The sequence below is a fragment of the Microbacterium sp. NIBRBAC000506063 genome, assembly GCF_017968845.1.
Lineage (GTDB): Bacteria > Actinomycetota > Actinomycetes > Actinomycetales > Microbacteriaceae > Microbacterium.
Genome location: NZ_CP072876.1, coordinates 1,445,861 through 1,458,562, shown reverse-complemented (window position 1 = coordinate 1,458,562; position 12,702 = coordinate 1,445,861). Strand labels below are relative to the sequence as shown.

Genomic DNA, 12,702 nt, shown 5'->3' with positions numbered 1-12,702 from the left:
GCGGACCCGGGTCGGTCACTCCGCCCGCGCGTCACGCATCGGCAACACTGCGCTCCTAGACTCGGAGACGCCACAAGCACATCATCCTGAGGGCGCACATGACCAGCGAACCGATCACCGTGTCCATCCGTCGCGACGTCGACCCCGCACACATCGCCGAGGCCACCGCCTGGGTGCAGACCGGCATGAACCTCGCGAACAAGTACCCCGGCTTCCTCGGCTCGGGGTGGATCCGCGCCGGGGAGAACTCGCACATCTGGCATATGCTGTACCGCTTCGCCGACGCCGAGACGCTCGAACGCTGGGAGAACTCGCCCGAGCGCACGTGGTGGCTGTCGATGGGCGAGGGCTTCGTGCGCAGCGAGCGGTCGGCGCGCCGCACCGGGATCGAGGGCTGGTTCGACGTGCCCGCCACCGGCTCCACCGCGCTTCCCGAGCAGACGAACGCCGCACCGGCCCCGGCACGCTGGAAGCAGGCGATCGCGATCTGGCTCGGGTTCTTCCCGGTGAACCTCGCCTTCTCCTACGCGGCGAGCCCGGTCCCCGGATGGGACACGCTGCCGCTCTGGCTGCGCGTGCTCGTGACCACGCTCGTGCTCACGCCGATCATGACTTACGCGGTGCTCCCCTGGGTGACCCGGATGCTGCGCTCCTGGCTCGCCCGCTGAGGCGACGCCGGCCGCAGCCGGCGCCCGCCCCGTCTACAGGGAGACGTGCCGCTCGTCGACGCCGTCGTAGTGCGAAAGCGGACGGATGAGCGCGTTGGCCTCCGCCTGCTCCATGATGTGCGCCGTCCAGCCGGTCACGCGCGAGGCGACGAAGAGCGGGGTGAAGGTCAGCGTGTCGAAACCGATCAGGTTGTACGCCGGGCCCGAGGGGTAATCGAGGTTCGGGTAGATCCCTTGCGCGCGACGAACTCGCTCTCGAGCGCGTCGTAGAGCTCGGCGACATCCGATCGTCCGTAGTGCTCGATGAGGGTGTCCAGCGCCGTCTTCATCGTCGGGACGCGCGAGTCGCCCTTCTTGTACACGCGGTGGCCGAAGCCCATGATCTTGCGCTTCTCGGCGAGCGCCTCGTCCAACCACGGCTTGACGTTCTCGGCCGAGCCGATCTCGGTGAAGATGTGCAGCACGGCCTCGTTGGCCCCGCCGTGCAGCGGCCCCTTGAGAGCGCCGATCGCGCCCACGACCGCCGAGTACAGGTCGCTGAGCGTCGAGGTGATGACACGACCGGTGAACGTCGAGGCGTTGAAGGAGTGCTCCGCGTACAGGATCATCGAGCGGTTGAACGCATCCACCACGACCGGATCGGGCACCTCGCCGAAGGTCATCCACAGGAAGTTCGCCGAGTAGTCCAGGTCGTCGCGCGGCGCGATGAGCTCCTCGCCGCGCCGGCGGCGCTGTCCGTAGGCGACGATCGCGGGGAGGGCCGCGAAGAGTCGGATGCTGCGGGCCAGATTGTCCTCGCGGCTGCCGCTCGCATCGAGCACCGATCCGGAACCGGTCGTGTCGCTCGCCCCGATCGCGCTGACGGCCGTGCGCACCTCGTCCATCGGATGCGCCTCGAGCGGGAGCAGGTCGATCACGGCCTTGACGTTCGGGGCGAGAGCACGGTGCGTGCGCTCCTCGGCGCGGAGCTCGGCGAGCTGCGCGGCATCCGGGAGCTCACCGTTCCACAACAGGGAGGCGACGGCCTCGAAGGGCTGGGTCACCGCCAGCTCCTGAACCGGATACCCGCGGTACAGGAGGCTGTTGGTCTCCGGGTTGACCTTGGAGATCGCCGTCGTGTCGACGACGACGCCCGCCAGGCCCTTCTTGATCTCGATCGTGTCGGTCATCAGGTGCTCCTTTGCATAGCCCCGGTCGTTGAGCGAGGAGCGAAGCGACGAGACGAAACGTGGTGACGCAGGCGTTTCGTCTCGCTCCGCTCGCTCTCTCAGCGGCCGGATGTGTCGATTGTGAAGTTGAAGACGGATGTGTCGAAGTGGTTGTAGTCCTCGTAGTCGATGAGGTCGTAGAGGTCGGCGCGGTGCTGCATCTCGCCGAGCTTGCCCGTGAGGTGGCCCTCATCGATGAGCGTATCGAGTGCGCGGCCCGCCGCGCCCATCGCGATGCGCAGAAGCGACACCGGCCAGATGACGATGTTCACGCCGACATCGCGCAGCTGGTCGACAGAGAAGAGGTCGGACTTCCCGAACTCGGTCATGTTCGCCAGGATCGGCACGTCGACCGCCTGACGGACGGCGGCGAACTCTTCCAGCGAGCGCATCGCCTCAGGGAAGATCGCGTCGGCGCCCGCGTCGACCAGCGCCTTCGCGCGATCCTTCGCCGCTTCCAGCCCGCCTGTGGCGGCGATGTCGGTGCGCGCCATGATGAGGAAGTTCTCGTCGCGGCGCGCGTCGACCGCGGCGCGGATGCGCTTGACCGCCGTGTCCTCGTCGACGACCGCCTTGCCGTCGAGGTGCCCGCAGCGCTTCGGATTGATCTGGTCCTCGATGTGCGCGCCGGCAAGGCCCGCGTCCTCGAGGGTCTGGATCGTGCGAGCCACGTTCATCGGCTCGCCGAAGCCGGTGTCGGCGTCGATGATGGCGGGCAGCTCCGTCATCCGTGCGATCTGCTGGCCCGTCCGGCGACCTCGGTGAGCGTGGTCAGGCCGATGTCGGGAAGCCCGAGGTCGGCGGAGAGCACCGCACCGGAGATGTACACGCCCTCGAAGCCCTTGCGCTCGATGAGGCGGGCGGAGAGCGGATTGAACGCCCCGGGAAGCGCAGCAGCTCGCCGGTGGCGAGGCGCTCGCGGAACAGACGCCGCTTCTCGGCGGCGGGGTGGAGGAGTAGAGCATCAGCGTCCCCTCTTCGTCGCGCTCACAACCGGCGGTCTCAGAAGACGCGACCTCCAGGGGCCTGAACCCACATTTTCTGAGACTGCCTGATTCTGCGTGTCGCAGAAGACGCGGGAGGAGCGCCCAGGAGGCCGCAACTTCTGAGACCGGCGCAGCGGCAGAGTGGTCGTTCGCATCAGAACAGGCCCTTCGGGGCGGAGGCCAGGTCGAGCAGACCGGGCTTCGCGACGATGTTCAGCTCGCGCACCTCGTCGGCGGTGAGCTCGGGAGGCGCTGCACGAGCTCGAGGAACCGCTCGATCTCGGCCTCCTCGAGCACGGGCTCGGCGAGGATGCGGAACTTGCGGATGTAGTCCGCCCGCGCGAAGGGACGAGCACCCAGCGGGTGGGCGTCGGCGACGGCGATCTCGTCGACGATCGTGGTGCCGTCGGTGAGTTCGATCTCGACGCGGCCGCCGAAGGCCTTCTCGTCCGGATCCTCGGAGTGGTAGCGGCGGGTCCACTCTGCGTCCTCGGCGGTGGTGATCTTCTGCCACAGTTCGACCGTGTCGGCACGGCCCGCGCGCTCGGGGTGTACGAGTCGACGTGGTGCCAGCCGCCGTCCTGCAGGGCCACCGCGAAGATGTACGGGATCGAGTGGTCGAGGGTCTCGCGCGAGGCGGTCGGGTCGTACTTCTGCGGATCGTTCGCGCCCGAGCCGATGACGTAGTGGGTGTGGTGGCTCGTGTGCAGCACGATGCCCTTGACGTTCTTCGGGTCCAGGAGCTCGGGGTGCTCGCCGTGCAGCTTGCGCGCCAGGTCGATCCAGGCCTGCGCCTGGTACTCGGCCGAGTGCTCCTTCGTGTACGAGTCGAGGATCGCGCGCTTGGCCTCGCCGGGGGCGGGAAGCGGCACCTGGTAGGAGGCGTCGGGGCCGTCGAGCATCCAGGCGATGACGCCGTCTTCGCCTTCGTAGATCGGCGACGGGCTCGTCTGCCCGCGCAGCGCCCGGTCGACGGCCTCGACGGCCATCTTGCCGGCGAAGGCGGGGGCGTGCGCCTTCCAGGTCGAGATCTCGCCCTTGCGGCTCTGCCGCGTAGCGGTCGTGGTGTGCAGTCCCTGGCCGACGGCCTGGTAGATCGTCTCGGTGTCGAGTCCGAGGAGCGTGCCGATGCCGGCGGAGGCCGAGGGCCCGATGTGGGCGACGTGGTCGATCTTGTGCTTGTGCAGGCAGATCGCGCGCACGAGGTCCATCTGGATCTCGTAGCCGGTGGCGATGCCGCGCACGAGCGCACGGCCGTCGGCGCCGACGTGCTGGGCGACCGCGAGGATCGGCGGGATGTTGTCACCGGGGTGCGAGTACTCCGCGGCGAGGAAGGTGTCGTGGTAGTCGAGCTCGCGCACCGCCACGCCGTTGGTCCAGGCCGCCCACTCCGGGCTGGACTTCTCCGCGGCCAGACCGAAGATCGAGGCGCCCTGACCGCCGGTGGAGACCGGGTGCGACAGCGCCTGGGCGCGCGAGGCGATGATCGGTCCGCGGTTCAGCGATGCGGCGGCGACCGAGGCGTTGTCGATCACACGGTTGATGATCATGTCGATGACGTCTGCCTCGACCTCGACGGGGTCGGTGGCGACCTCGGCGATCTTCCACGCGAGCTGCTCCTCGCGCGGCAGGTCCTCTTCGCTCCTGTAGACACGGACGTGGTGGGTGACGGTCATGGTGTTCCTTCGGTGTTGGACAGGGAATCGAGGATGTTCGCGAGCGCGTTGTGCAGGTGCACGTGCGTGGCATGGGCGGCGAGGTCGCCGTCGCGGGCGGCGAGCGCCGCGGCGATGAGACGGTGCTCGGCGACCGACTCGGCCAGTCGCGCCGGCTTGTCGCGGGCCATGCGGCGCACGCGCACGAGATGCGTGCGCACCGTGCGCAGCGCCGAGGTGAGATAGGTGTTGGCGACCGCGGCGTCCAGCGCCTGGTCGAAGCGGGCGATGAGCGCGTAATAGGCGTCGAGATCGGATGCCGCATCCAGCTGCGCGGCGGCGAACTCCCCGCGAGCGCCGCGAACTCGGCCGCATCGCCCCGCTCGGCAGCCAGACGCGCGGCCGACTCCTCGAGAGCGCGACGCAGTTCGAAGAGGTCGCGGATGTCGTCGGCGTCGACATCCGTGACGACGGTGACACGCGGCGACTGCTGTTCGACGAGACCGTCGGCGGCCAAGCGTCGGATGGCCTCGCGCAGCGGCGTGCGGCTCACGCCGAGACGCGCGGCCTGCTCGACCTCGCCGAGCACGGCGCCGGCCGGGAGCTCTCCGGATTGGATCTCCTCGAGCAGCGTGCGGTACGCGCGATCACTCGCGCGTGTTCCTTCACCCAGCATCGTCATGGAGTCAGTGTATACATAAAACGACCGAAAGGTCGAGCCGAATGCCGCAGGAACCTATTTACGTATACATACTGCGTTTCGTCTCGCACGGCCGACGGCCGGGTTCGCGGCGCGACCGGAAGCCGCGGCTACTCCCTGTCGTGCCCTCGTACAGCCCGATGTGGTTGCCCTCGGTGTCGAGGATCGCGGCCCACCAGCTGCGCTCGTCGATCGGAGTCTTCTCCAGCACGACCGTGCCGCCGGCCTCGACCGCCGCCGCGATCGTGTCGTCGATCGAGTCGACCTCGACGGTCGCCGTGGGCCATGTCGTGTCCTCTCGTCGGAGTCGGCGCGGCCAGTCTCCTCCATCGGTGCGGGCTCGACAAGGGGTTGTCAGGAGGCGGCTCGACTCGCCCTGACCCGCGACACGATCCACGCGATGAGTCGCCACCCGACCAGAAGAGCCAGCAGGGTGAGGGTCGCGACGATCACGAACGGGAGGGCCGTCCCTGCCCGGCGATCGCGCGCAGCAGCATCCCTCCGGCCACCGTCAGCACCCACACCCCGACACCCGTGGGCAGTACGGAGAGAGGATGCCGCCATGCCATCGTGACGAGCCACCCGGCCGCGAGCCCGACGAGGAAGGGCCAGGCCGTCTGCAGGAGGCCGATGCCGAAGGGCGCCGACTCATGGCTTGCGCGCCCGACCGCGGCGAAGGCGGTGACGAGCACGATGTCGAGGGCCAGCGCGCCGAGCACGACGCGAGGCGCAGAGCGAGAGGTCATGCCCTCATTCTCCCGGGACGAATCGCGATCAGCGCGCGGTGGGCGTGGTGCCGGTCGACACGGGCGGCTCCGCGGCATCCGCCAGCTCTTCGGCAGCCTCGACGACCTCGGCCGCCTCACGCACCGTGCGGCGGATCTTCAGCAGACGCGCAGCGACGAACCAGAGGAACAGCAGCGCGACGACCGCGAGCACGGCACTGGAGAGCACGCCGCTCCACCGCTCGAGGATCGGGGCGATGGCCGGGCCGAAGGCGTAGCCGAGGCCGACCCAGATCCCGTTCCAGACCGCTGATCCGATGAAGGTGTAGCCGGTGAACTTGACCAGCGGCATCCGCTCGATGCCCGCGGGGATCGAGATGAAGGAGCGCACGAGCGGGACGCAGCGCCCGAAGAGCACGGCGGCACCGCCCCAGCGCTGGAAGAAGACCTCGGCCTTGTCGAAGTCCTCGACGCCCATGAGAGGGATGCGTCCGACGAGGCGGCGGGTGCGATCGCGACCCAGGGCCGCACCGATCGCGTACCAGATGAGCGCGCCGACGAGCACACCGAGCGTGGCGGCGAGCCAGGCGCCCCAGAAGCTCATGCGGCCCTCGTAGGCGAGGAAGCCCGCGCCGGGCAGCAGCGCCTCGGAGGGGATCGGGGGCACGAAGGTCTCGATCAGCACCGCGATGCCGACGCCGACCTCGCCGAGGGACTCCATGAGGCTGAGGACCCATCCGATGAAGCCGTCGTACCCGCCTTCGGCGGCGGCTCGCACCACAACAGCACCCACAGTCATCGGCGTCCTTCTCTTCGCGTCGACGCTCGTGCGGCGCCTCTTCCATGGTGCCACGATCGCGTTCCCGCGGGCTGGGCAACCCCTGGGTATCCGTTGACCAGTGGCCACGGATGTCGAGGGAAGCTCGGATGCCGTGAGCCCACCCGGACTGCTCAGCCGAGCGCCGCGGAGGCCGCCTCGTCCTCGGTCGTGGCGACGAGCTGGCCGCAGGCGCCGTCGATCTCCTTGCCGCGGGTGTCGCGGAGCGTCGTGGGGACGCCGGCGTCGTTGAGCCGGCGCACGAACTCGCGCTGGACGGACTTCTCGGATGCCGTCCACACCGACTCCGGCGTGGGGTTCAACGGGATCGGGTTCACGTGCACCCAGCCGCGACCGCGGGCGTTGAGCTTCTCGGCGAGGAGGTCGGCGCGCCAGGGGTGGTCGTTCATGTCTTTGATGAGCGCGTACTCGATCGAGACGCGGCGGCCGGTCTTCTCGAAGTACTCGCGGGCGGCGTCGAGGGCCTCATCGACCTTCCAGCGCGAGTTCACCGGGATGAGCTCGTCGCGCAGCTGATCGTCGGGCGCGTGCAGCGAGAGGGCGAAGGTCACCGGGATCTCCTCGCCGGCGAGCTTGCGGATCGCCGGCACCAGGCCCACGGTCGAGACCGTGATCCCGCGGGCGCTCATGCCGAGGCCTTCGTGGCCGGTTCCGACCATCGTGCGCACGGCGTGCATGACGCGGTTGTAGTTGGCCAGCGGCTCGCCCATCCCCATGAAGACGATGTTCGTGACCCGCTCCTCGGGGTGCTCGGCCTTGCCCAGGCCGCCCTCGCGGATCAGGCGGTTGGCGCGCACGACCTGGTCGATGATCTCGGCGGCCGACATGTTGCGGGTGAGCCCGGCCTGCCCGGTCGCGCAGAAAGGGCAGTTCATGCCGCATCCGGCCTGACTCGACACGCACAGGGTGATCCGGCCCGGGTACCGCATGAGCACCGATTCGACGAGGGCGCCGTCGTGCAGGCGCCAGAGGAACTTGATCGTGTCGCCGTCGTCGGTCTGCAGCCGCCGCACCTCGGTGAGCAGCGGCGGCATGAGCGCGCCGACGAGCTCCTCGCGCCGCTCGGCGGGCAGGTCTGTCATCTCCGCCGGGTCGGACGTGTAGTGCCGGAAGTAGTGCGTGCCGAGCTGCTTGGCGCGGAACGCAGGAAGCCCCAGCTCCTTCACCTTCTCCACGCGCCCCTCGGGGGTGAGGTCGGCGAAGTGCACGGGCGGCTTTCCGCGCTTAGGACTGGCGAACTGCAGGAGCGGACGACCCTCGGCGTCCTTCTTCTGGGTCCATCCCTCGGTGCGCGGGCGCACCTGACGGGGCGTCGTGGCGCGCACAGGAGAGGTCTCGGTCATGCCTTCCAGGGTACGCGGTGGGCGGTGGGAAGCGCCTGAAGGCGGATCGGATGCCGGATGCCGGTGTCCACGGCATCCGAGATCGCCCGGCGTCAGCCCGGGACGACGACGGTCTTGAGCCCTTCGCCGCGCATCGCGGACTGCAGCGCCTCGGGGAAGTCGGCGAGGAGGACCTCCCGGGTCACGAGCGGGGTCAGCGAGAGCTCTCCCGAGGCGATGAGCCGCATCGCGCTGCGCCAGGACGTCGGCGTGGAAGCGAAGCCGCTGGTGACGGTGAGCTCCTTGTAGAGGACGAGGTCGATCGGCAGGCTGACGTCGGCGCCGAAGATGCCGACCTGCACATACCGCCCGCCGCGCCGCGCCGCACGCAGCGCGTTCGCGGCCGCCGGCGCCGCCCCGGAGCACTCGATGACGACGTCGAACACATCCTCCGCAGGCACCTGCGTGGTCGTGGCGAAGCCGAGCCGCTCGGCGACGGCCAGTCGCTCCGCGTCGGCGGGGAGCCCCGCGAGCGTGACCTCGCCGCCGCAGGCGCGGGCGACCTGCGCCGACAGCTGCCCCATCGCGCCGGGGCCGGTGACGAGCACGCGGTCGCCGGGCTGCACGATCGGCGGGTCGAGCAGGCACTGCGCGACGCAGGCCAGCGGCTCGCTCAGCACGCCGTCGAGCTCCCCGGCGTCTCCGGCAGACGGTGCAGGTTCAGCACCGGCACGAGCACGTACTCGGCGAAGCCTCCGTCGCGGAAGGAGCCGATCGAGCGGCGCTCGACGCAGAGGTTGCGGCGTCCGGCGCGGCAGAGATCGCAGACCTCGCAGGCCCGGAAGTACGTCTCCATCGCGACGGTGACGCCGACCCAGTCGGCGTCCTCCGCAGAGCCCACCGATGCCACCGTGCCGAGCACCTCGTGCCCCATGACGACGGGCCGCTCATGCGCATACTCGTCGTGCGCGATGTGCACGTCGGTGCCGCAGATGCCCACCGCACGGACGGCGACGACCGCCTGGCCGGGCCCCGCCTCCGGCACCGGGATCTCGCCGACGACGATGCCCTCCTCGCCCGGCCCGGTCTTGATCACGGCCTGCATCGTGTTCTTCTCCATGTTCTTCCCTCTCCGTGCGCCGCGCTGCCGGCTCAGCCGTTCTGCGGGAACCCGAGGTTGATGCCGCCGTGGCTGGGGTCGAGCCAGCGGCTGGTGATCGCCTTCTGTCGAGTGAAGAATCGCACACCCTCGGCGCCGTGCGCCTTGGTGTCGCCGAACAGCGAGTCCTTCCAGCCGCCGAAGGAGAAGGTCGCCACCGGCACGGGGATCGGCACGTTGACACCGATCATGCCGGCCTGGATCTCGTACTGGAAGCGGCGGGCGGCGCCGCCGTCGTTGGTGAAGATGGCGGTGCCGTTGCCGAAAGCGCCGGAGTCGATGAGCTCCACGCCCTCCTCATAACTGGCCACGCGCACGACGGCGAGCACGGGTCCGAAGATCTCCTCGGTGTACACGCGCGAGGTCGTCGGCACGCGATCGATGAGCGTCGGCCCGAGCCAGAAGCCGTTCGGATCGCCGTCGGGCACCACCTCGCGGCCGTCGACGACGACCGTCGCGCCGTCGTCGATCGCGACGTCGATGTAGGAGGCGACCTTGTCCCGGTGCTGCCTCGTCACGAGCGGGCCCATGTCGCAGCCGCGACGCCCGTCGCCGGTGCGCAGCCCGGCCATCCGCTCGGTGATCTTCGCGATGAGCGGATCGGCGACCGGCTCCACGGCGACGACGACCGAGATCGCCATGCACCGCTCACCGGCCGAGCCGAACCCGGCGTTGATCGCGGCATCGGCCACGAGGTCCAGGTCCGCGTCGGGCAGGACCAGCATGTGGTTCTTCGCTCCGCCGAGCGCCTGGACGCGCTTGCCGTGGCGGGTGCCGGTCTCGTAGACGTAGCGGGCGATCGGCGTCGAGCCGACGAAGGAGATGGCCGCGACATCCGGATGCTCGAGCAGGCCGTCGACGGCCTCCTTGTCGCCGTGCAGCACGGTGAAGACACCGGCGGGAAGACCGGCCTCGGCCCACAGCGCGGCGATCCAGTTCGCCGCCGAGGGGTCCTTCTCGCTGGGCTTGAGCACGACCGTGTTCCCTGCGGCGATCGCGATGGGGAAGAACCACGCCGGGACCATCGCGGGGAAGTTGAACGGAGAGATGATGCCGACCACGCCCAGCGGCTGACGCGTGGAGTAGACGTCGACGCCGGTCGAGACCTGCTCGGAGTACTCGCCCTTCAGATGGTGGGCGAGGCCGCAGGCGAACTCGACGACCTCCTGCCCGCGGCTGATCTCACCGAGGGCGTCGTCGAGGACCTTGCCGTGCTCGCTCGTGATGATCTCGGCCAGTTCGCCCTTGCGCGCGTCCAGAAGCTCCCGGAAGCGGAAGAGCACGCTCTGACGCCGGGCGAGAGAGAGGTCGCGCCAGGCGGGGAAGGCCGCATGGGCGGAGGCCACCGCCGCGTCGATCTCGGCCTTGTCCGCCAGCGCGACACGCTTGGTGGCCACGCCCCGCGCCGGGTCGAAGACCTCGGCGGTGCGACCGGAGGACGAGGCCTTCTCGGCGCCGTCGATCCAGTGGCCGAGAACGGGCAGGTCCGTGGTGCTCATGGGTGTTCCTTCGATCTTGCGGTCAGAGATTCGGGTGGACGATGCGCGCCGCACGGTCGATGGCGCCGGTGACATCGCCGTCCGCGGGTAGAGAAGCGTGCGACCGACGGTGAGGCCGCGCACGCCGGGGAGCGAGACGGCGTGCTCCCAGGACGCGAAGGTCTCGTCGGCATCGCCGTCGAGGTCGCCGCCCAGCAGCAGCGTCGGCATCGTGGTGGCGCGCATGACGCGCTCCATGTCGGCCACGACCGGGAGCTTCATCCACGTGTGCGAGCTGTCGGCGCCGAGGCCCGCCGCGATCGCGACGGAGAGGATTACGGCATCCGTCGTCAGGTCGTTGACCACGCGTCCGTTCTCGCGGCGGCTGAGGAAGGGCTCGAGCATGAGGGGAAGGCCGGCGAACGCCGCGGCGGTCACGGCGGCGGCGGTCGCCTCCAGCGTGCGGGCCGTGGCGGGGTCGTCCAGGTCGATGCGGATGAGGGCCTTGGCGACATCGACGCCGGCCGCCCGCATCGAGTAGACGTCATAGGCGGTGTAGCGGTCGTCCAGCTCGAAGGCGGCACCGCGCAGGCCGCCGCGGTTCATCGAGCCGACGGCGATCTTGCCCTCGAGCAGGCCGAGGACGGTCAGGTCGTCCAGGATGTCGGGGTGCCCAGCACACCGTCGACACCGGGTGGACCAGTGCCGTGGCCAGCCGTTCGAGCAGCTCGTGGCGGTCGGCCATCGCCGCGGCATCCGATCCGACGGCCAGCGCCCCGCGCGCCGGGTGGTCGGCGGCGACGATGAACAGCCTGCCGTCCTCGCCGAGAAGCCGGCGGCGGGCGCGGGCGGTGCGAGCCCGGGCGAAGGCGGCGGGATCTGTCGCGCGCAGCGTGCGGAGCCTCGCGAATCCCGCTTCGCCGATGACACTCATGTGCGCTGCTCCAGAAGCGCCTCGACCTCGTCGGACGTCGGCATCGCCGTGGAGCACTCGAGGCGGCCGGCGACGATCGCGCCGGCCGCGTTCGCATAGCGGAGGGTGCGCTCGATGCCCCAGCCGGAGAGCAGTCCGTGGCACAGGGCGCCGCCGAAGGCGTCACCGGCGCCGAGGCCGTTGACGACGTCGATCAGGAACGGCTCGACCTCCACCTGCTCGTCGCGGGTCTTGGCGAGAACGCCCTTCGGGCCCTGTTTGACGATCGCGAGCTCGACACCACGTTCCAGCAGCGCATCGGCGGCGCGCAGGGGGTCGGTCTCGCCGACCGCGACCTCGCACTCCTCGCGGTTGCCGACGGCGACGGTCACCGACTCGAGCGCGAGGGCGATCTGCTCGGTCGCCGCATCCGGGCTCTCCCAGAACATCGGCCGGTAGTCGAGGTCGAGGATCGTGTGCGCGCGGCGGGCGCGGAGGGCGAGGGCGTGCAGCTGCGTCGAGCGGCTCGGCTCCTCGCTGAGGCCGGAGACCGTCGACCAGAGGATGCGCGCGCCGCGCACCTCGTCCTCGTCGAGCTGATCGATCGAGATGCACATGTCGGGTGCCTTGGGAAGGCGGTAGAAGTACAGCGGGAAGTCGTCGGGCGGGAAGATCTCGCAGAAGGTGATCGGCGTCTTGTGCTCGGGATCCGTCGCAACGCGACGGTTGTCGACACCCAGGCGGGTGAGCTCGGCGAGCAGGTAGCGGCCGAAGGGGTCGTCGCCGACGCGAGAGACGAGGGCGACGTCGCGACCGAGGCGAGCCGCGGCGACCGAGACATTGGCCGCCGTGCCGCCGAGATACTTGCCGAAGGTCGAGACCTCCTCCAGGCCGACACCGCTCTGCAGCGGGTAGATGTCCACGCCCAGACGTCCCAGGGCGAGGACGTCTCGGGGGATGCCGGGTCAGTCATGTTCGCGGTGTCTCCTCATCGAAGCTTATTTGTCCTGACAATAACACATACTCGTCTCTGCTCGAGGGACGAGTTGT

General features: G+C 69.8%; 10 protein-coding genes and 5 pseudogenes. 1 reads left to right on the top strand and 14 read right to left on the bottom strand.

The window, feature by feature from the left end; translation table 11 throughout:
• Positions 1–98: 98 nt before the first annotated feature.
• A complete protein-coding gene (locus tag KAE78_RS08335) occupies positions 99–668 on the top strand; it encodes an antibiotic biosynthesis monooxygenase (RefSeq protein ID WP_223170516.1) in 570 nt (189 codons plus the stop codon).
• Between the two features lie 33 nt (positions 669–701).
• Here the strand turns inward: KAE78_RS08335 and KAE78_RS08330 are convergent.
• From KAE78_RS08330 to iolC, 14 genes and pseudogenes are all read right to left on the bottom strand, one after another.
• Positions 702–1,837: pseudogene (locus KAE78_RS08330) on the bottom strand (bifunctional 2-methylcitrate synthase/citrate synthase).
• A 98-nt stretch (positions 1,838–1,935) separates the two neighbouring features.
• Positions 1,936–2,841, bottom strand: a pseudogene (gene prpB / locus KAE78_RS08325) (methylisocitrate lyase).
• Positions 2,842–3,016: 175 nt separating this feature from the next.
• Positions 3,017–4,538: pseudogene (locus tag KAE78_RS08320) on the bottom strand (MmgE/PrpD family protein).
• A pseudogene (locus KAE78_RS08315) lies at positions 4,535–5,199 on the bottom strand (GntR family transcriptional regulator). Before KAE78_RS08315 ends, KAE78_RS08320 begins: the two co-directional pseudogenes overlap by 4 nt.
• Positions 5,200–5,257: 58 nt before the next feature.
• The gene (locus tag KAE78_RS08310; RefSeq protein WP_223170515.1) at positions 5,258–5,614 is read right to left on the bottom strand and encodes a VOC family protein; all 357 of its coding nucleotides are present in this window, start codon (positions 5,612–5,614) and stop codon (positions 5,258–5,260) included.
• A 52-nt stretch (positions 5,615–5,666) separates the two neighbouring features.
• The gene (locus KAE78_RS08305; RefSeq protein ID WP_317451735.1) at positions 5,667–5,963 is read right to left on the bottom strand and encodes a DUF3054 domain-containing protein; all 297 of its coding nucleotides are present in this window, start codon (positions 5,961–5,963) and stop codon (positions 5,667–5,669) included.
• A 28-nt stretch (positions 5,964–5,991) separates the two neighbouring features.
• Complete coding sequence (locus KAE78_RS08300; RefSeq protein WP_223170514.1) at positions 5,992–6,741, bottom strand: DedA family protein; 750 nt, start codon at positions 6,739–6,741, stop codon at positions 5,992–5,994.
• A gap of 152 nt (positions 6,742–6,893) precedes the next feature.
• Entirely contained in the window at positions 6,894–8,123 is a 1,230-nt protein-coding gene (gene rlmN, locus KAE78_RS08295; protein ID WP_223170513.1) for a 23S rRNA (adenine(2503)-C(2))-methyltransferase RlmN, read from the bottom strand.
• 92 nt (positions 8,124–8,215) lie between these two features.
• Entirely contained in the window at positions 8,216–8,782 is a 567-nt protein-coding gene (locus tag KAE78_RS08290; RefSeq protein WP_223170512.1) for a zinc-binding dehydrogenase, read from the bottom strand.
• Positions 8,776–9,222, bottom strand: a complete 447-nt coding sequence (locus KAE78_RS08285) for an alcohol dehydrogenase catalytic domain-containing protein (protein WP_223170511.1) — start codon at positions 9,220–9,222, stop codon at positions 8,776–8,778. Before KAE78_RS08285 ends, KAE78_RS08290 begins: the two co-directional genes overlap by 7 nt.
• Positions 9,223–9,254: 32 nt before the next feature.
• Complete coding sequence (locus KAE78_RS08280) at positions 9,255–10,760, bottom strand: CoA-acylating methylmalonate-semialdehyde dehydrogenase (RefSeq protein ID WP_317451923.1); 1,506 nt, start codon at positions 10,758–10,760, stop codon at positions 9,255–9,257.
• 138 nt (positions 10,761–10,898) lie between these two features.
• A pseudogene (locus tag KAE78_RS19605) lies at positions 10,899–11,360 on the bottom strand (deoxyribose-phosphate aldolase); the annotation flags it as partial.
• Positions 11,284–11,673 carry a hypothetical protein gene (locus KAE78_RS19600; RefSeq protein ID WP_411155920.1) on the bottom strand — a complete coding sequence of 130 codons (390 nt, stop codon included), beginning with the start codon at positions 11,671–11,673 and terminating at the stop codon, positions 11,284–11,286. The gene KAE78_RS19600 and the pseudogene KAE78_RS19605, both read right to left, overlap by 77 nt.
• A complete protein-coding gene (gene iolC, locus KAE78_RS08275) occupies positions 11,670–12,575 on the bottom strand; it encodes a 5-dehydro-2-deoxygluconokinase (protein ID WP_262927593.1) in 906 nt (301 codons plus the stop codon). Before iolC ends, KAE78_RS19600 begins: the two co-directional genes overlap by 4 nt.
• Between the last annotated feature and the right edge of the window lie 127 nt (positions 12,576–12,702).

Bases quoted from the DNA above. Each gene is read 5' to 3' on its own strand.
- KAE78_RS19600 (WP_411155920.1), bottom strand. From the start codon at position 11,673: ATGAGTGTCATCGGCGAAGCGGGATTCGCGAGGCTCCGCACGCTGCGC.
- KAE78_RS08280 (WP_317451923.1), bottom strand. From the start codon at position 10,760: ATGAGCACCACGGACCTGCCCGTTCTCGGCCACTGGATCGACGGCGCC.
- KAE78_RS08305 (WP_317451735.1), bottom strand. From the start codon at position 5,963: ATGACCTCTCGCTCTGCGCCTCGCGTCGTGCTCGGCGCGCTGGCCCTC.
- KAE78_RS08285 (WP_223170511.1), bottom strand. From the start codon at position 9,222: ATGGAGAAGAACACGATGCAGGCCGTGATCAAGACCGGGCCGGGCGAG.
- rlmN (WP_223170513.1), bottom strand. From the start codon at position 8,123: ATGACCGAGACCTCTCCTGTGCGCGCCACGACGCCCCGTCAGGTGCGC.
- KAE78_RS08335 (WP_223170516.1), top strand. From the start codon at position 99: ATGACCAGCGAACCGATCACCGTGTCCATCCGTCGCGACGTCGACCCC.
- KAE78_RS08300 (WP_223170514.1), bottom strand. From the start codon at position 6,741: ATGACTGTGGGTGCTGTTGTGGTGCGAGCCGCCGCCGAAGGCGGGTAC.